The sequence below is a fragment of the Variovorax sp. MPBD4-3 genome (genome assembly GCF_058809745.1).
The window spans coordinates 1-17,466 of the sequence record NZ_JBXASW010000022.1 but is presented as its reverse complement, the minus strand read 5'-3'; the positions used below and the strand labels follow the sequence as shown (position 1 = coordinate 17,466).

Sequence of the window (17,466 nt, the reverse complement as noted above, 5' to 3'; positions counted from 1 at the left end):
GTCGAGCGAAAATACAGGGTATGGCTCTCTTCAGGAACAAGCGAGACGGCCGCTCGATCGTGCTGCGCCCCGTCCATGCGTTCGGCCGCCGTCCGTCGGCCTGCCAGACCGTGCTCAAGGCGCCCGATGTGTCGCAGGTCCATGCATTGGTCCGCTGGAACAGCCTGGCTTGGGAAATCGTCGACCAGAGCCGCAACGGCACCACCCTGGACGGCGTACGCCTGCCGAACGGCCGCTGGACCGCCCTGAGCGTGGGCGCCGAGGTGCGCATGGGCCTGGGCGACGAATCGGCCTGGATCGTGCAGGACCTGGCGCCGCCCGTCACCTGCCTGTTCCCGGGCCAGGGACACGGCTTGCCCGTGGCGCTCAACCCGCGCGAAACCCTGTTGCCCGACGCCCAGCAGCCCGAGGTGAACGTGTATTTCCACGAAGGGCGCTGGATGCTCGAGCACATCGACGGCATCGAGCACCTGAACGACGGCGCCATGGTCAGCACCTCGCGCGGCGCCTGGGAGTTCGTGCTGTGCGACGACCTGGAGTCGACATCGGAGAACGCCGTCGCCTCGTCGGCGCCGAAGACGGCGGATGTCGCGCTGCACTTCGACGTCAGCCAGGACGAGGAGCACACCAGCCTCAGCCTGCTGGCGGACGGCAAGTCGGTGTCGCTGGGCGAGCGCATCCACCACTACACCCTGGTCACGCTCGCGCGGGTGCGCCAGCAGGACGCGCAACGCGGCGTTCCACCGCAAAGCCAGGGCTGGATCGGGCTGGACGACCTCTCGCGCATGCTGGGCGTGGAGCCTTCTTACGTGAACATCCAGATCTTCCGCGCCAAGCACCAGATCCTCAATGCGCTGCCGGCCAACCTGGGCGAGCCGCCACTGGTCGAGCGGCGGCGCGGCAACGTGCGCCTGGGCGACTACCCCTTCGAGATCCGGGGCGGCGCGCACCCCATGTAATCGGTTGTAATTTCATTTCTCTCCCGCTCTCCCTAGAGTGACTTCCAGTGCAATGCCGCCCCTGCGGCGCGCATTGGCTGATTCAGTCACTTCTTCAGAGAGTCATGGGAAAGATCTATTCCGTCACGGTCGACAACCACGCAAGCCATTCGGCTTACTTCATGGTGTTCCAGAGCGACCCGACCCAGTGGGCGCCCAACGCCTTGTCGCTCGCCTGGTTCGCCAAGTATTCGAACCCCGGGCAGAACGCGCGGACCCGCTTCGAATGGACGACCGACACCGGTTTCTCCTGGGCTGAAACCGGCGAGCTGCAACCCGGCATCCAGTTCGCTCCGGCCGAAACCTGCGAGCCGAGCGGCGGCAGCAACAGGATCTCGCTGGACTGCGAGGACGGCATCTACCGGTTCGCCAACCCCAGCTGGGGCGCCGATCCCGCGCGCTTCTACCTCGCCGAGACCGCCAACATCCCTGCCCGCTCACAGGCGTGCGTCGGCGTGACCATGTCCGGCAGCACGGTCTATGCGGTGCAGGCCCGCCCGAACCAGAACCTGGCCTTCTCGCCACGCCCCCGGTACTTCATTGCTTACGGCGACTACCAGCAAGGCGACGTCATCGATGTCAGCACGGTCAACAACCCGCTGGAGCTGTCGTTCCCGGCCGGCGTCCATGCGCTGACGACCACGCTGCATGCCGACGGCAGCTGGACCCGGCCGATCTCCCTTGCCCGGGCCAACGAGCAGCGCCTGCGGCTGCTGTCCATTTGAGTGAGGAGGAAAGCGAAATGCATATCGCCAGCGCCAATGTTTCGAGGCCGACACCGGATTTCGCGGAGGACGACCGTGAAAAGAACACCGCGTTCTTCAATGCGCGGCGCCACGCCGACGACCCGCCTGCCCGGCGCGCCGGCGAGGGCGCGATGAGCATGGACGTGCGGCGCGTGCTGCTCGTGCCCCCGGGCGCCCGCCTCGAGGATCCGCGGGTGACCTGCCTGCCGATGGAAGAGCGCGTCTGGGAGAGCGGCTACACGCTGGTCATCGACGAAGTCAAGCGCGGGCTGCTGCAGGACTTCTGGAAGCACTACTACGGCTCGTCCGCCGAGATGGACGTCTCGGGCGTGCAGCTGATGGAGTTCCGCAAGGACATCATGGCGGTGACGCCGGAGTGCGTGGGCCAGCCGGCGGTGCTGCGCTTTCTCGTCGAACTGGGGCGGATGTGCGTGCAGGCCTACCGCCAGGACGCCAGCCTGCGCGTGGTGACCAACCACGCGGCCTGAGATCCGATTGCTGCTGGAGGACATATTCGATGGGATGCCTGGCTCCTCAGAACATGAGGCAAATTTTCCCGAGGTGCCCCGGGCCCAGGGACCTGTACAGCCCTGATGCCACGACCGGGCAGGCCATGGCACCCGTTTGCCCCTGGTGCCGCAAGGAGGATCGCAACACGCATTTCGATCCCGCCCGGCTTCAGGTGCGCGCCGTCCAGGTGGAATCGCACAGTCCGGTATTGCAGCGCCCGGAAACCGCGGAGCCTGCCCAGGCGCGGTCGGTGATGACCCGTTGGTTCCTGGCCTCGCTCTATGTCGACGCGATCGGCAGGCCGCCGAGCCCGGATTCGCTCGCGTTCTGCGTGACCGGTTCCCTGGCCCGCCTGGATGCGGCCCCGGTGTCCGACATCGAATGCTTCGTCATCCTGAAGGACCCGTCCGCCGCCGTGCGGATGAAGGCTGTGGGGAGGGTGTTCAGGAAAAAGCTGCTGGCCACGGTGCCGCACGATCCGGCGGGGAGGGCGGGCGATCCCGCCGGTATCGACCCGGTCACGCTCTGCGATGGACCCGCGGAGATCCGCAACCTCATCGTGCAGAGGAACATGGACCGGCTGATTCATCCGCTGCTGAATGCGCAGGTGGCTTTCGGCAACCGCGAACTCCTCGCGGAGCTGTGCGATCTCCTGAAGAACGCCGCGTCACCGGACCTCAGAGCCCAGGGCCTGTCGGACCTGAAGGCGTGTTTTCATGACTGCCAGCTATCGAGGCTGCCGGGAAGCTTCGGCGGCCTGGTGGCGATGGACCTCGAAAGAGACCTCGCCCGGCCGCTGGCGCTGTGCGTGAACGGCCTTGCCAGATACAACGGCATCGATGCCATTGGCGTGCGCGCCCAGGCCCACGAACTCCGGACGGCCAAGGTCATATCCGCACCTGTGCACGAGATGATCATTGCCTGCTCCGAGGCGCTGGAGCGAATCTGCGCGGCCTCGCAGCTGGCATGCCTGGGCCATCACCCGGACACGCTCGACGTCAGCAGCGAGGCGGAGGTTCCCGGCGAGTTGATGAAGGTCGCCGCCCAGGTCAATTGCCTGCAGCACATCGCGTCCAGGTATCTTGAATGGCTCGACTCCGGCACGCCGGTCATCTTCGGCAACGAGAGCCCCTTCCTGAGCAAGTCTCCCGCGACCTACTATGGGGTGTGACCGGTGTGACCGGTGTGACCGGCGCGGCCGGTTCGTTCAGGCCTGCGCCGCCTGCAGTTGCGCGCCCATCTTCTGGTGGATCAGGTTCACCGCCTTCAGCGGGCGCAGCATCACCTTGAACTCGGTGATCCGGCCGGCGTCGTTCCACTTGATCATGTCGACGCCGTTGATCTGGATGCCGTCCAGCTCCAGCGTGAACTCGAGCACCGCGTCGTTCGCGGACTGGAGCTCGCGCACGTAGCGGAAGCTCTCGTTGAAGAACACCTGGAACGCCGCGGCCAGGTATTTCTGCGTGATGGCCTTGCCCACCTGGGGCTTGTGCACCACCGGCGAATGAAAGACGGCCTCGTCGTCGAGCAGGGCGTCGAGCCCCGCCGCGTCGCGTTCCTTGACGAGGCGGTGCCAGGTGGCGAGTGTGTCGATCGGCATGGGTCTCCTGGGGCTGTTGTGGTTGACGCCCGCCATTTGACGCACGCACGCGCCGCATGGCAAGGCGGCACGCGCGCGTAGGCGACTCGCCTTCAGGCCAGCCGGTCGAGCAGGCTGTACCAGGCCACCCCGCCCGCCACGTAGAAGCGTTGCAGGCCGTGCAGCGGAATCGGCCGGATCGGCGTCACCGGGTACGGAAAGTCCGCACCCGCGTCGATGAGCCGGGCGGCCAGGTGCTTGCCCATGCTCGTGGCCAGTGCAATGCCCCGCCCGTTGTAGCCCAACGCGATCGTCACGCCCGGCGCCGGGGTGTGCACATGCGGCATGAAATCGCGCGTGACCGCGATGCGCCCGGCCCAGCGGTACTCGTAGCGCAGCGGCCCCAGTTGGGGAAACAGCAGTTCGAGCGAACGTTCGAGGTGCGCGAAATCAGCGGGCCCGGCCGGGTCGGCGAAGTGGCCGCGACCGCCCATGAGCAGACGGCCCTGCGCGTCCTTGCGGAAGTAGAGCAGCAGTCGCTGCGAGGTCGATGCGGTTTCGCCGCCGGGCAGGATGGCGTCGGCCGCGGCGCCCTTGAGCGGTTCGGTGGCAACGATGAAGCTGTTGGCGGCCAGCACGGTGCGCGACAGCATCGGCCACAGCGCGCCGGTGTAGCCGTTGGTGGCCATCAGCACCTGGTCGGCGGTGATGCTGGCGCCGGTCGACGTGCTCGCATGCCAGTGCGTGCCGCGGCGCTCCAGCGCCGTGACCTCGGTGCCGCCGTGCACGCGGGCACCTGCGGCCTGTGCGGCACGCACCAGCCCGCGCGTGTACGCCAGCGGCTGGATGCTGCCGGCGCGGCCGTCGAGCCAGCCGCCCGCAAAGGCTTTGGTGCCGAGCCGCGCGCTGACCGCGGCGCGGTCGAGCTGCTGGGTGTTGACGCCGCGCCTGGCCCATTGCCCGGCGCGCGCATGCAGCGCGGCCACGTCCTTCTGCGCGTACGCCACCTGCAGCCAGCCGTTGCGCACCGGCTGGCAGTCGATGCCGTGGCGTGCGATGAGGTCGAACACGAGGTCGGCCGATGACGAGACCGCATCGATCAGCCGTGCGGCGCGCTCCTGGCCATGGATGCGCACCAGCTCGTCGGGGTCGTGCTTGAGCGAAGGATTGACCTGCCCGCCGTTGCGCCCCGACGCACCCCAGCCGGGCTCGTGCGCCTCGAGCACGCAGGCCTGCACGCCGGCCTCGGCCAGATGCAGCGCAGCCGAGAGGCCGGTGAAGCCGCCGCCGACGATCAGCACGTCGGTCTTGCGCGATTCGGCCAGCGGCGGGGTCGGCGCAGCGGGCGGCGCGGTGTCGGCCCAGAGTGAAGGAGGCAACGCGCGAGCGCTCATGCGCGCACCTCAGCGGACGCGATGGCACCAGACGGATGCAGCACGCGGCGCAGGAAGTCTTGCGTGCGCGCCTGGCGCGGCGCGCCCAGCACCTGCGCGGACGGGCCCTCCTCGACGATGCTGCCGCTGTGCAGGAAGCACACGCGGTCGGCCACTTCGCGCGCAAAGCCCATCTCGTGCGTGACGACGATCATCGTCATGCCCTCGTCGGCCAGCGCGCGCATCACGCCGAGCACGTCGCCGACCAGTTCGGGGTCGAGCGCGGACGTGGGCTCGTCGAACAGCATGGCCTCGGGCTTCATGGCCAGTGCGCGGGCGATGGCCACGCGCTGCTGCTGGCCGCCCGAGAGCTGCGCCGGATACGCCTGCGCCTTCTCGGCCAGCCCCACCTTGGCCAGCAGCGCCAGCGCTTCTTCGCGCGCCTGCGCCGCGTTCTGGCGCAGCACGTGGACCGGGCCTTCCATCACGTTCTCCAGCACCGTGCGGTGCGGGAACAGGTTGAAGCGCTGGAACACCATGCCCATGCGGCTGCGCAGCCGGTGGATGGTGGGCGCGGTGCGGTCCACGCGCTCGCCGAAGGCGCGCACCACGCCGCCCTCGTACGACTCGAGGCCGTTGATGCAGCGAAGCACGGTCGACTTGCCCGAGCCCGAAGGGCCAATGAGGCAGACCACCTCGCCCTTGTCCACATGCAGGCTCACGCCCTGCAGCACGCGGTGCGTGCCGAAGCGTTTTTCGAGTCCCTCGACGTGGATCATGGTTGTTTTCTCCCGGCGGCGAAGCGCTTCTCGAGCCGGCGCAGGCCGTACACCAGCGGCAGGCTCATGAGCAGGTAGAGCAGGGCGACCAGCGTGTAGACCGTCATGTTCTGGAAGGTCGACGAAGCGATGAGCTGGCCGGCGCGCGTCATCTCGGCCACCGTGATGGTCGAGACCAGCGAGGAATCCTTGAGCATCATCACCAGCGTGTTGCCGTAGGGCGGCAGCGCGATGCGAAAGGCCTGCGGCAATATCACGCGCCGCATGATCAGCGCCGAGCGCATGCCCATGGCCTGCGCGGCCTCGCGCTGGCCGGGGTCGACCGCTTCGATGCCGGCGCGGAAGTTCTCGGCCTGGTAGGCCGAGTAGGCGATGCCCAGGCCGATCACGCCGGCCTGGAAGGCCGTGAGCTGCACGCCGAACTCCGGCAGCACGAAGTAGATGTAGAAGAGCTGCACGATGATCGGCAGCCCGCGGATCACGTTGACGATCACCGAGCCCGCCCAGGAGAGCGCGCGCACCGGCGACAGCTTCATCAGCGCGAGCGCAAGGCCGAGCGCGCTGCTCAGCAGGAAGGCCAGCACCGTGACTTGCACGGTGACCACGGCGCCCTGCAGCAGGATCGGCAGGAAGTCCTGCGCGTTCTGGAGAAAGGTGGGAGCAGCCATGGGTCAGCGCGCTCTCAGATGCCCCACTTCTGCACGATCCTGGCGAGCGTGCCGTCGGCCTTCACGGCGGCAATGGCCTTGTTGAGGCGAGCCAGCGTCTCGGTGTCGCCCTTGCGCACCACCAGGCACACGTCACCCACGTTCACCGGCTTGTAGCTCTCGACCAGCCTCACGCCGGGAAAGGTGTTCTGGCGGATCTGGTAGGCCATGATGGGCTGGTCGCCAAGCCCGGCCTTGATGCGGCCGAGGGAGAGGTCGCGCGTCATGTCGGCCACCGAGTCGTAGCTGCGCACCTCCTTGAAGATGCCCTTCTTGTTCAGCATGTCGAGAAAGACGGTGCCGACCTGCGCGCCCACCACCTCGCCCTTGAGCTCGTCGAGCGAGACATACGCACGGGCGTCGTCGGCCTTGACGATCAGGCCCTCGCCGTACGAATACACCGGGTCGCTGAAGTCGACCACCTCCTGGCGCGCCGGCGTCTTCAGCATGGCGGCCGAGACGATGTCGATCTTGCGGGCCGTGAGCGAGGGGATCAGCGCCGAGAACACCGTCTGCTGCACGTTGACGTTGAAGCCACCCGCCTTGCCCACGGCGGTGACGGTGTCGACCATCATTCCCTGGATGCTGTTGGTCTTCACGTCCAGGAAGGTGAAGGGCACGCCGGTGGCGGTGGCGCCCACGTTGTAGGTCGGCGCGGCGCCCTGCGCCACGGCCAGCGAGGCGCCGCCCACGATGCAGAGACCCAGGGCCAGGCGGTGAAGGCGGCGAACGATGCGATTCATGGATGCACTCCTTGAAGGACAGAAGTTGGAAAAGTGGACGGAAAGGATGGGTGCCTTTCGCGATGCAACATGCGTGCCAATAATCGATTCTTTTGAATCTCTTATCAATAAATGAAAACCACTAGTCGATCTTTAAGTATCGATATTCGATATTTAAGGCGAGCGTGGATATACTCGAATCCATGGAAGCCACACCCGACGCAGCCCCCGAAGACGGCCAGAGCCTGCTTTTCAACCAATCGCTGGAGAAGGGCCTGGCCGTGCTGCGCGCCTTCAGCGCCCGGCGCCGCACCATGACGCTGGCGGACGTGGCCGCGGCCACCGACATCACCAAGAGTTCCGCCCAGCGCATGGTCTTCACGCTCGAGAAGCTGGGCTATGTGCGCAAGCACGCGAAGACACGGCGCTATCAGCTCACGCCGCGCGTGATGGAAATCGGCTTCAACTACCTCGCGGCCAATTCGCTGATCGACGTGGCCAATCCCTTCCTGTCGGAGCTGACCAAGGTGACGACGGAAACCTCCTGCCTCACCGAGCCGGACGGACTCGACATGGTCTACGTGGCGCGCTTCGTCAGCGCGCAGTTCGTGCCGGTGCACATGCCCATCGGCAGCCGCATCCCCATGTATTGCACGGCCTCGGGCCGCGCCTTCCTGAGCGCCTTGCCGGAAGACGAGGCGCGCGCGCTCATCGAGGCGTCCGAACGCACGGCCCACACCATGCACACGCTGACCGACGTCGACGGCATCCTCGATGCGCTGCGGCAGGCGCGGCTGCAGGGCTTTGCCACCAATGCCGAGGAGCTGTTCCTCGGCGACATGACGATCGCCGCGCCCGTGCTGGGCAGCCAGGGGCGCCCGGTCGCGTCGGTGCACGTGGTGGCGCCGACCAGCCGCTGGACCATCGACGAAGCCGTGCGCAAGCTGGCGCCCACGCTGCTGCTGTGCGCACGCTCGCTGACGAGTTCCGCACGCAGCATCGACTGACGCTCATACGGTTTCGGGCATCGCCGGGGCGGCGGCTGGCTTTATGCTTTGCAGGATCACAACGCAGCAGCAGTCCCCCACCATGACCGATTTCCGCCCCGCCTACGACCAGAACTTCGACCGCATCGGCACCGACCGCCTGCCAGAGCTGCTGCGCGCCATGCCCAAGGCCGAGCTGCACATGCACATCGAAGGCTCGCTCGAGCCCGAGCTCATCTTCGCGCTCGCGCAGCGCAACGGCGTGTCCATTCCCTACGCCAGCGTGGAAGAGCTGCGCCGCGCCTATGCCTTCACCAACCTGCAGAGCTTCCTGGACATCTACTACGCCGGCGCCAGCGTGCTGCTGAAGGAGCAGGACTTCTACGACATGGCCTGGGCCTACCTGGAGCGGGCCGCCGCCGACAACGTGGTGCACACCGAAATGTTCTTCGACCCGCAGACGCACACCGCGCGCGGCGTGCCGATGGAAACGGTGGTCAACGGCCTGCACCGCGCCTGCGTCGATGCCCAGGCCAAGCTGGGCGTGAGCGCGCTGCTCATCATGTGCTTCCTGCGCCACCTGAGCGAGGAAGAAGCCTTCGAGACGCTGGAGCAGGCGCTGCCGTATCGCGACAAGTTCGTCGGTGTCGGCCTGGACTCGAGCGAAGTGGGCCATCCGCCCGAGAAGTTCGCGCGCGTGTTCGCACGCTGCCGCGAGCTGGGCCTGCACCTCGTCGCGCATGCCGGCGAGGAAGGCCCGCCGGCCTACGTGTGGAGCGCGCTCGACGTGCTGAAGGTGGAGCGCGTCGACCACGGCGTGCAAAGCGCCAAGGACCCGGCGCTGATGCAGCGGCTCGCGCAGGACCGCATTCCGCTGACCGTGTGCCCGCTGTCGAACCTCAAGCTCTGCGTGTTCCCCGACCTTGCGCAGCACAACCTGGGCACGCTGCTGGACGCGGGGCTCGTGGCGACTGTCAATTCCGACGATCCGGCCTACTTCGGCGGCTACATGAACCAGAACTTCACGCAGACCTTCGAGGCCACGGGGCTCGGCGTGCGGCACGCCTGGCAGCTCGCGGCCAACAGCTTCGAGGGCAGCTTCATCGATGACGCGGCCAAGCGCGCCTACGTCGACCGGCTGAACGCGGTCTTCGCGGCGTTCTGATCCGGCGCGGCACCGGTCACGGGCCGGGGCACCAGGAGCGGCATCGCCACCAGCGCGCAGGCGCTCGCGGCCAGCCACACCAGCGGCCAGCCCTGCAGCGCCATCAGGTGCGGAATGGAGAAGGGCGTGACGAAGCACACCAGGAACACGCTGGTGTTGGCCATGCCCAGGGCCGTGCCCGCGCGCGCCGCGCCGGCCAGCGTGGCCAGTTCCGTGTAGGCCACGCCGTGCCAGGCCGAGACGCACACGCCGCTCGCGGCCAGCAGCACGACCAGCGCGACGCGCAGCGCCGATGAATCCGCGGCATGCGCACCGCCGAGCAGCACCAGCAGCGCCAGGCCGGCGAACAACAGTACGCTGAGGCCGCTGCAGGCGCGCAGGTAGGCCGGGCGATTGCGGCGGCGATCTGTCCAGCGGCCGCTCCACACGCGCATCACCATCGCGCCGATCTGCACGAACACCATGGTGGCGGTGATCGCCGCGAAGCTGGCATGGCCGAAGTCGTGCAGGAACACGGTGCCGAAGGAAAGCACCGCGAATTGCGGCGCGCAGAGGATGCCGATGCCCGCCACGATGCGCCACACGCGCGTGTCGCGCAGCGGACCGCTCCGGGGCGCGGGCGGCTCGGAAGCGCCCGGCTTGCCGCGCGGCGCAACGGGCGGCTCGTGCACCCAGGCCCAGTTCATCGCGGCGCTCAGCGCGCACAGCAGGGCCAGCAGACCGTACAGGGCGGCGAAGCCGAAATGCAGCGCCACGTAGGGCAGCACCAGCGCGCCGATGCCGCCGCCCAGCGGCACGGCGGTCTGCCGGATGCTCATCGCCAGCCCGCGCTCGCCGGCGCTGAACCATGTCATCACCGCGCGGCCGCTGGCGCCGTTCACGCTGCCGCCGAGCAGCCCGACCAGCAGCAGCCCGGCGCCGAGCCAGCCCAGGCCGGGCACATGGCCTCTGGCAGGCGCGGCCCACAGCGCCATCGCCACCAGCGCGAGGGCGGTGCTGCCCAGGCCCGTGAGCAGCACCGGGCGGTCGCCCCAGCGGTCGGTCAGCAGGCCCCAGGGCAGCTCGCTCACGGCGATGCCCAGCCCCATGAGGCCGAGCACCAGCCCGAGCGTGGCGTTGTCGAGCCGGTAGCCGGTGCGCATGAGCACCGCGGTCATCGGGATGCCGCTGAAAGCGACCGAGAAGGCCGCGTTGGCGGCCACGCCGGCGGCGAGCACTTTCCAGCGGTGGCGGGACGGGAATGCGGGGGAGGAGGAAGTCGTGGGGCTCATGTTGCGGTGCAGTGTCCGCTGTTGCCAAGGTTTTGAAAATCAGAAAATACTTGGCTTATCGTCCCAAAAAACAGGATGATTGAAATCGCAGGAAAAAAGGAAAACCCATGGCCCAGGTGATGTTCGATCTCGACGTGCTGCGCAGCTTCTCCACCGGCGTCGCGCTCGGCAGCTACGCACGCGCGGCCGAGAAGCTGGGGCGCTCGACCTCGGCCGTGAGCGCCCAGCTCAAGAAGCTGGAGGCGCAGGCGGGCACCGTGCTTTTCCGCAAGGTGGGGCGCGGGCTCGAGCTCACCGATGCCGGCGAGACGCTGCTCGCTTATGCCCACCGCATGCTCGAGCTCAACGACGAAGCCAGCGCCGCCATGCGCGGCGTCGACCTGCAGGGCGCGGTGCGGCTGGGCCTGCAGGAAGACTTCGGCGAGACGCTGCTGCCCGCCGTGCTGGGACGCTTCGCGCGGGCCCATCCCAAGGTGCGCATCGAGGCCTGCGTGGCTCGCAGCGCCGACCTGCGCGAGCGGCTCGAACTCGGCCAGCTCGACCTGGCGCTGGCGTGGGACGCGGGCGACCAGCCCCTGTCGCCCTATGCCGAGCGCGTGGCGCGGCTGCCGCTGCTGTGGATCGGCCCCAAGTCGCCCGACAGGATCGACGCCGCCTGGTGGACCGAGCGCGAGCGCCGCGGCCCGGGCGCGCGCAAGAGCCGGGAGCCGTTGCCGCTGATCATGCTCGACGCGCCGTGCCCGTTGCGCGAGATCGTCATCGCCGCGCTGGACCGCGCTGGCGTGCCGTGGCGCCGCGCGTTCGCCAGTGCCAGCCTGTCGGCGCTGTGGGCTGCCGCTTCGGCCGGGCTGGGCCTCACGGTGCGCACCCCGTTCGGGCTGCCGGCGCATGTGCGCACCATCGACCGGGCGGTGCTGTCGCTGCCGGCACTGCCGCAGATATCGCTGGTGCTCTACCGCGCGCAGGCCCGGGCCGAGGCCCCGGCGAGCCGGCTCGCTTCGCTGCTGCTCGAGGCGGTGCGCCAGCATGTGCAGACCGATGCATCGTCCGCCGCGCACTGAAGGACTGCCGCCGGCGGCTGGGCACAATGCCTCGCCGGGCCGCCGTGGCAATGCGTGAGAATCCGCCGCTGGAGACAAACCAGAAGTGAGACGGCATGGCCTCGCAGAATTTCTTGCACCTGTGGGATGACAGGTTCCTCTACATCACGCCCGCCATCCAGTCGGGCCTCACGGCCCGCTCTTCGGCCACGCTGCTGGCGTCGGTCAGCGGTCATCCCTTCACGCTGGAAGCGGTAGACGGCACGCGCACGCGCTGCACCGCCGCGCTGGTCGCGCCGCACGTCGCGCGCCGGCTCGACGTCGACGGCTGCGGGCTGCTGTCGCTCAACCTCGACCCCGCTTCCAGCGCCTACCGCATGCTTGCCAAGGGCATGGGAGGCCACGGCATCGTGCCGATCGACGCACGCCGCTTCGGCCGCCTGCGCGACGACTTCGACCCCGCCCAGCGCGGCGAGCTATGCAAGGAACGGCTGCAGGCGCTCAGCGTGAAGCTGGTCGAGGCCATCACTGAATTTCCCGAGATCGGGGTGACCATCGATCGCCGCATCGACCGCGTGCTGCAGGCCATCCGGGCGCATGCCGGGAAGATCCAGCTGCGCGAGCTTTCGGCCGTGGCCTGCCTGTCGCCCGACCGCCTCACGCACCTGTTCGCCGAGCAGGTGGGCGTGTCGGTCAAGCGCTATGCGCTGTGGACCAAGGTGCGTCGCACGGTGCAGCAATTCACCGCGCAGCGGCCGCTGACCGACGTGGCGCTGGTCAGCGGCTTCACCGACGCGGCCCACATGAGCCGAACCTTCCAGCGCTACTTCGGCCTGCCGCCGTCGTTCCTGGCGAGCCAGGTGAGGGTGACGGCGGACGAGCAGGCGTCGCACGCCTGGGGGCATTAGCGAACGCAGACAAGGGTGCGCTGGGCATCGCGCCGCGCGTGCGGAACGCCAGTGAAGCTTGGCGGCTAAAAGCGCTTGGCGTGCTGGTAGCCGACCCGCTGAACTGGCGTCAATGCGCCCAAGCTCGGCCATGCCAGCAGAACGCCTTGCCCTTCCAGCGTGCGCTGGAAGTCTCCGAGCAAGTCTTTGTCGGCGCGTACTGCGCGCAGGGGTTGCTTGCGTGCGAGTGAGAACGCGGCCAGCGTGCCGGCTGCTTCACCGATGCTCCATTCCGTTGCGTGCTCGCGGTACGCGCCGTTGGTGATGCGTGTGGTTCCCAGGTTCTTGCAGGCCGGTAGCAGGTTCTCGACGCGCACCGGCAAAAGAGCGCCGAGCGGGATCTGGAATGGAAAGGAGTCGATGTCGACCGTGTTGCGGCCACGCGTGCTGGGGTGCAGATCGATGCGATAGGCCCCAATGCCAACGCTGTCGGCAAAGCGCTCGGCACCGGATGTCCCCGGTCGCGCCTCTACACCGATGTGTTGTTCCAGCACGGTGAACTCGGCTTGGATGCGGCGCCCCTCGCGATAGTAGGCCTGCTTTGCCAATCCATCGAGCGTGCCCAGAACGTCGCCGCGCAGTCTCAGGCCGCGGTAGCCGTAGCCTCGGTCGTGGCGCGGTGCAGCGGTCTGCATCCAGTAGAAGAATGCGAGGCTGAACTGACGCGCTTCGGCAAGGGCCAACGCTTGTGCTTCGGCGGACACGCCAACGACTGGCTTTTCCCAATAGTCCATCTGGGGCCAGTTGGCCAGCGTGATGTCGCTGGCGTAGCTGCCTGGTAGAAAGTTCTGTCGATAGGCGATGCGCCGCGCATGCCACAGGTCGTAGAGAGAGTCAGTATCGGTCGGTCCGACGAACAGCGGGCGTTCGCGCGGTTGGTGCGTGACGAAGTCGCTCAGCGTCCAGCTCAACTGCGGGCCGGGCCAGCAGTCGAGTTGCAGTGTCTTGAGACGGTCGTAGTCGGCTGGCTTGTCGATCGTGTGCTCCTCGTCGGGCAGGTAGTCCGCGGCCAGGCACCATGTGATGGCCTGTTGATCGAAGGGATCCGCTTCGGGCAGCGCGTGCAATTCGTTCGTCTGCGACTGGGCCTCAGCGCCGAACACGTGCTCGACACTGGCCATTTCGAGCAGGTCGCCGATCTCCGTGGCGTCGATGAATATCGGTGCAGTCAGTACGAGCTCTCTATCGTCATTCAGGCTGCGTAGATGCACCGCGCGGATGCGGTCTCCGTCGGACTCCGCCTTCACCGTGCGATGCTTGCGAAGCACTGTCACTCGTCCAGCCGAAACGTGCGGTGCCAGCAACTCGTCGATTGCCTTCACCGCGACCCACGGTTCGTGGCACAGCGAACTGACGTTGCCTTGACCCGGGTTGAGCCGAACGCGCGCACGCGCTGTGTCCGTCAGCGGCATGTTTCGCCGGTAGTAGTTGCGGATCGTTTCGCGAAACGTGGCATAGCTCTGCGAAGCCGTCAGGTACTCGATCCAGGGATATTCGTCGGGGGGCACGGCTTGCGAAGTCAACTGGCCGCCGAGCCAATCGAGCTCCTCCACCAGGATGACCTTCGCTCCCAGCCGCGCCGCTGCCAGCGTGGCGGAGACGCCGCCCAGGCCGCCGCCGATGATGACGACATCGGCGGTGCGTTCGTTCGATTTCATGGCGCGGCTTACTCTGCCTTGATGCCAAGCTTGCGAATCGCGTCACCGTAGCGCTGCGTTTCGCTGGCGATCAGCTTGCCGAAGTCGGCGGGACTACCGGGGGCCGCCTCCACGCCGATGTTCTGGAGTTTGCCCTTCGTTTCCGGATCGCTCAGCACCGCGTTGATTTCCTTGTTCAGCCGCGCGACCACTGCAGCAGGCGTGCCAGCCGGCGCGAGAACCCCGAACCAGCCGGTCACCTCGAACCCGGTCATGCCTTGCTCCGCGACCGTGGGGACATCGGGCAGCACGCTCGAGCGTGTTTTCGTAGTCACCGCGAGGGGACGCAGCTTGCCCGCCTTGATGTGTGGCAGCGCGCTCGACGGAATGTCGAAGCCGAGGTCGACCTCGCCGGACAGAAGCGCAGTCAGCGCCGGGCCGGATCCCTTGTACGGCACCATGACCATGTCGACCTTCGCTTCGTTCTTCAGGAACTCGGCTGCCAGGCTCGTGGTCGTCGCGCCGCCGCCGCCTGCGGCGTAGTTGAGCTTGCCAGGGCTTTTGCGGGCCGCATCGATCACGTCTTTCAATTGTCTGTAGGGCGCTGATGCCGGTGCCACGATCACGACGGGGGATGCGCCGACCTTGGCGACCGGCTCGAAGCTTTTCTGCGTGTCGTAGCTCAGCTTGGGGTAAAGCGCGGCGCTGCCCGCGTGCCCGCTGGTCACCATCAGCAGTGTGTAGCCATCCGGCTTCGACGCGGCGACTGCTGCCGTCGCGATGGTGGCACCCGCCCCTGGCTTGTTGTCGACGACGACAGGCTGGCCGAGCGAGGTGCCGAGCTTCTGCGCCAATAGGCGCGCGAGGCTGTCGGCCGAGCCGCCGGGCGCAAACCCGACGACCAGGGACACCGGCTTGGTGGGATAAGTCTGCGCCTGTGCGGTGCACAGGGCCAGTGCAGCTCCTCCAGCAGCGAGGAGGCTTTTCAACAAGGGGCGAACGGTGGCGGTCATGGCATGTCTCTTTTCGGTCTGGGGGAATGACACGGATGCTAGGGACGCCCCTCTGGCCGGGCCAATACCAAGAGCGCCGCAGGCTATAACATGGTGTTCTGATTAGGGGTTTCCACCGAACAACTTGTAGTAGGTCTCAGCGTGAATCTGCGACAGATCGAAGTCTTCCGGGCCGTCATGACAACCGGCTCGACGACCAACGCGGCGAAGCTGCTGCATGTGTCCCAGCCGGGGGTCAGCCGGCTCATCCGTCACCTCGAGATCCAATTGGGGGTCACGCTGTTTGAACGGCGCAATGCGCGCCTCATTGCGACTCCGGAGGCCCACACCTTGCAAGCTGAAGTCGACAAGGTGTATCGCGGCGTGCAGCATGTCCAGAACGTGGCCGCACACCTGCGCTTCGGCGACCACGCCACGCTTCGCGTGTTGTCGAGCGCCAACACCGCCCTGCAACTCGTGCCAGGCGCCACCGCGAAGCTGCTGCAACGCTTCTCCCACTCCAAGGTGTTCTTCGAGTCGCTCCCTACGCGCGAGATTGTTCAGACGCTGGTCGCCGAGGAGGCGGATGTCGCGGTTTCCAGTGCGCCGCTGGACCACCCGGCGCTCGATGTGCGGGAGATCGGGCGGTGGACGCTGCAGTGCGTCGTGCCCAAGGGCCACGCGTTGCTGGCGGGAAAATTCGATCTGGCCACAGCGCTGCGGCAGCGTCTTGTCATCTACAGCCCGGAAGCACCGCAGAGCCGCATCATCGATGCCTGGCTCGAGAAGTTCGGCATCGCACGACAGGTGGCGGTGGAAGTGCGATCGGGCTATGCCGCCTGTGCCATGGCGGCCAGCGGGGCGGGCGTCGCGTTCGTCGACAACCTGTCTGCGCGCGCGCATCGTTCGGAAGATCTTGCGCTGATCGAGATTCCGGATGCGCCGCGGTTTGCGATCTACAGCGTGACCAACGTCAACCGGCCACCGTCCCAGTTGGGTCAGACATTTCTTGAGCTGGTGGCCAGCGAGCTGGCACGCTTTTCATAGCGTCGCTTGTGGCGTTTGAAGGGCTAACCGTTTTTTTGGGATTCCATTTCCCGGCAGCAATTTTTACAATCGGTTGCGTTCCGTTTCACCTGCGCGGCGCCAAGGCGCGTCTTCGTCCATTCATCGCCTCTGCCCATGTCTTCGTCCACACTCGCCTACCACCGCATCTTTCGCAATGCCCGTCTCGCCGCAGCGCTGGCCGGGTCTCTCGCATTGTTCGCCTGCGGCGGAGGTGGAGGCGGCTCGGGCAACGCGGCCAACCTCTTTCCCGCCGCGCAGCAGCCCGCCGCGCCTGCGCCCTCCGGCACATCCGGCGAATCCACGGTGCTGATGCGCGTCAAGCCGGAGGCGGGCGGCGTCAACTGCACCTTGGGCGGCGCACGCGTCGAGGCGGGCCTGGACGCGGACAGCAATCGCGTGCTCGCTGACAGCGAAGTCACGTCCACGCAGTACATCTGCAACGCCACCGCCGGGGTGGATGGCCTCAGCACGCTGGTGCGCATGCGGGCCGAACCCCCCGGAAGCCACTGCGCGCAGGGCGGCTCGCAGGTGCTGGCCGGCAAGGACCTGAACCGCAATGACGTGCTCGAGGACGCGGAGGTGACCAGTTCGGCCTACGTCTGCGGCGGCGCGCCGGGTGCGACGGGCGCTGCGGGGTCGAGTGGCCGCGACAGCCTGCTCGCATTCGCCGCCGAAGCACCGGGCGGCACCTGCGCCTATGGCGGTCAACGCGTGCAGTCCGGGCTGGACCTGAACGCCAACGGCGTGCTCGACGCCGCAGAGGTCACGGCCACGGCCTTCGTGTGCGCGGCCGCGCCGGCCGACACGCGCTGGGTCAACGTCACGGCCTCTAGTTTCCAGACCGAGTCGAACACCGGCTATCAGGCGAATTCGACCACCGGCGTCACGCTCACCCTGCCCGCCGCGCCCACGGTGGGCGATTGGATCAAGGTGGTGGGGGTGGGCA

18 protein-coding genes are annotated in these 17,466 nt (G+C 67.5%); 10 read left to right on the top strand and 8 right to left on the bottom strand.

Translation table 11 applies throughout. The annotated features are described in order from the left end of the window. Nucleotides 1-20: 20 nt before the first annotated feature. From AC1RVW_RS15290 to AC1RVW_RS15275, 4 genes are all read left to right on the top strand, one after another. A complete protein-coding gene (locus tag AC1RVW_RS15290; RefSeq protein ID WP_493200859.1) occupies nt 21-959 on the top strand; it encodes an FHA domain-containing protein in 939 nt (312 codons plus the stop codon). A 104-nt stretch (nt 960-1,063) separates the two neighbouring features. Beyond that, nucleotides 1,064-1,723: a RhiA family protein gene (locus tag AC1RVW_RS15285; RefSeq protein WP_081268951.1), complete on the top strand. Its 660-nt coding sequence runs from the start codon at nt 1,064-1,066 to the stop codon at nt 1,721-1,723. A 17-nt stretch (nt 1,724-1,740) separates the two neighbouring features. Beyond that, nucleotides 1,741-2,232 (top strand): hypothetical protein, encoded by a 492-nt coding sequence (locus AC1RVW_RS15280; RefSeq protein ID WP_234383041.1) that lies wholly within the window; start codon nt 1,741-1,743, stop codon nt 2,230-2,232. A gap of 125 nt (nt 2,233-2,357) precedes the next feature. Next, nucleotides 2,358-3,425: a hypothetical protein gene (locus tag AC1RVW_RS15275; protein ID WP_493200857.1), complete on the top strand. Its 1,068-nt coding sequence runs from the start codon at nt 2,358-2,360 to the stop codon at nt 3,423-3,425. Nucleotides 3,426-3,461: 36 nt separating this feature from the next. On the opposite strand, the gene AC1RVW_RS15270 is transcribed toward AC1RVW_RS15275, so the two are convergent. The 5 genes from AC1RVW_RS15270 to AC1RVW_RS15250 all read right to left on the bottom strand — a co-directional run bounded on the left by AC1RVW_RS15270 (nt 3,462) and on the right by AC1RVW_RS15250 (nt 7,435). After that, nucleotides 3,462-3,854, bottom strand: coding sequence for a nuclear transport factor 2 family protein (locus AC1RVW_RS15270; protein ID WP_081268949.1), 393 nt, complete (start codon nt 3,852-3,854; stop codon nt 3,462-3,464). A 92-nt stretch (nt 3,855-3,946) separates the two neighbouring features. Further along, the gene (locus AC1RVW_RS15265; RefSeq protein ID WP_493200855.1) at nt 3,947-5,227 is read right to left on the bottom strand and encodes an NAD(P)/FAD-dependent oxidoreductase; all 1,281 of its coding nucleotides are present in this window, start codon (nt 5,225-5,227) and stop codon (nt 3,947-3,949) included. After that, nucleotides 5,224-5,985, bottom strand: a complete 762-nt coding sequence (locus AC1RVW_RS15260) for an amino acid ABC transporter ATP-binding protein (RefSeq protein ID WP_285413624.1) — start codon at nt 5,983-5,985, stop codon at nt 5,224-5,226. Before AC1RVW_RS15260 ends, AC1RVW_RS15265 begins: the two co-directional genes overlap by 4 nt. Continuing rightward, nucleotides 5,982-6,653 carry an ectoine/hydroxyectoine ABC transporter permease subunit EhuD gene (gene ehuD / locus AC1RVW_RS15255; protein WP_081268946.1) on the bottom strand — a complete coding sequence of 224 codons (672 nt, stop codon included), beginning with the start codon at nt 6,651-6,653 and terminating at the stop codon, nt 5,982-5,984. The genes AC1RVW_RS15260 and ehuD overlap by 4 nt, the downstream gene beginning before the upstream one ends. A 14-nt stretch (nt 6,654-6,667) precedes the next feature. After that, complete coding sequence (locus tag AC1RVW_RS15250; RefSeq protein WP_409196739.1) at nt 6,668-7,435, bottom strand: ABC transporter substrate-binding protein; 768 nt, start codon at nt 7,433-7,435, stop codon at nt 6,668-6,670. A gap of 182 nt (nt 7,436-7,617) precedes the next feature. Between AC1RVW_RS15250 and AC1RVW_RS15245 the strand changes: the two genes are divergently transcribed. Beyond that, nucleotides 7,618-8,421: an IclR family transcriptional regulator gene (locus tag AC1RVW_RS15245; protein ID WP_493200852.1), complete on the top strand. Its 804-nt coding sequence runs from the start codon at nt 7,618-7,620 to the stop codon at nt 8,419-8,421. 82 nt (nt 8,422-8,503) lie between these two features. Continuing rightward, nucleotides 8,504-9,565 carry an adenosine deaminase gene (locus AC1RVW_RS15240; protein ID WP_493200850.1) on the top strand — a complete coding sequence of 354 codons (1,062 nt, stop codon included), beginning with the start codon at nt 8,504-8,506 and terminating at the stop codon, nt 9,563-9,565. Here AC1RVW_RS15240 and AC1RVW_RS15235 read toward each other — a convergent pair. Continuing rightward, nucleotides 9,526-10,836 carry an MFS transporter gene (locus AC1RVW_RS15235; RefSeq protein ID WP_493200848.1) on the bottom strand — a complete coding sequence of 437 codons (1,311 nt, stop codon included), beginning with the start codon at nt 10,834-10,836 and terminating at the stop codon, nt 9,526-9,528. The two genes, AC1RVW_RS15240 and AC1RVW_RS15235, sit on opposite strands and share 40 nt — an antisense overlap. Before the next feature lie 107 nt (nt 10,837-10,943). Here AC1RVW_RS15235 and AC1RVW_RS15230 point away from each other — a divergent pair, with 107 nt between their 5' ends. Beyond that, on the top strand, nt 10,944-11,897 hold the full coding sequence (locus AC1RVW_RS15230; protein WP_493200846.1) for a LysR substrate-binding domain-containing protein: 954 nt from the start codon (nt 10,944-10,946) through the stop codon (nt 11,895-11,897). Nucleotides 11,898-11,992: 95 nt separating this feature from the next. After that, complete coding sequence (locus AC1RVW_RS15225; protein WP_493200844.1) at nt 11,993-12,784, top strand: helix-turn-helix domain-containing protein; 792 nt, start codon at nt 11,993-11,995, stop codon at nt 12,782-12,784. A gap of 65 nt (nt 12,785-12,849) precedes the next feature. Here the strand turns inward: AC1RVW_RS15225 and AC1RVW_RS15220 are convergent, their stop codons facing one another. Next, on the bottom strand, nt 12,850-14,481 hold the full coding sequence (locus tag AC1RVW_RS15220; protein WP_493200843.1) for an FAD-dependent oxidoreductase: 1,632 nt from the start codon (nt 14,479-14,481) through the stop codon (nt 12,850-12,852). Nucleotides 14,482-14,489: 8 nt separating this feature from the next. Beyond that, nucleotides 14,490-15,473, bottom strand: a complete 984-nt coding sequence (locus tag AC1RVW_RS15215; protein WP_493200841.1) for a Bug family tripartite tricarboxylate transporter substrate binding protein — start codon at nt 15,471-15,473, stop codon at nt 14,490-14,492. A 141-nt stretch (nt 15,474-15,614) separates the two neighbouring features. Between AC1RVW_RS15215 and AC1RVW_RS15210 the strand changes: the two genes are divergently transcribed. Both AC1RVW_RS15210 and AC1RVW_RS15205 read left to right on the top strand, forming a co-directional pair. After that, nucleotides 15,615-16,499, top strand: coding sequence for a LysR family transcriptional regulator (locus AC1RVW_RS15210; RefSeq protein ID WP_493200839.1), 885 nt, complete (start codon nt 15,615-15,617; stop codon nt 16,497-16,499). A gap of 135 nt (nt 16,500-16,634) precedes the next feature. Then, nucleotides 16,635-17,466: DUF7151 family protein (locus AC1RVW_RS15205; protein ID WP_493200837.1), on the top strand; the 832-nt coding region annotated here is incomplete at its 3' end.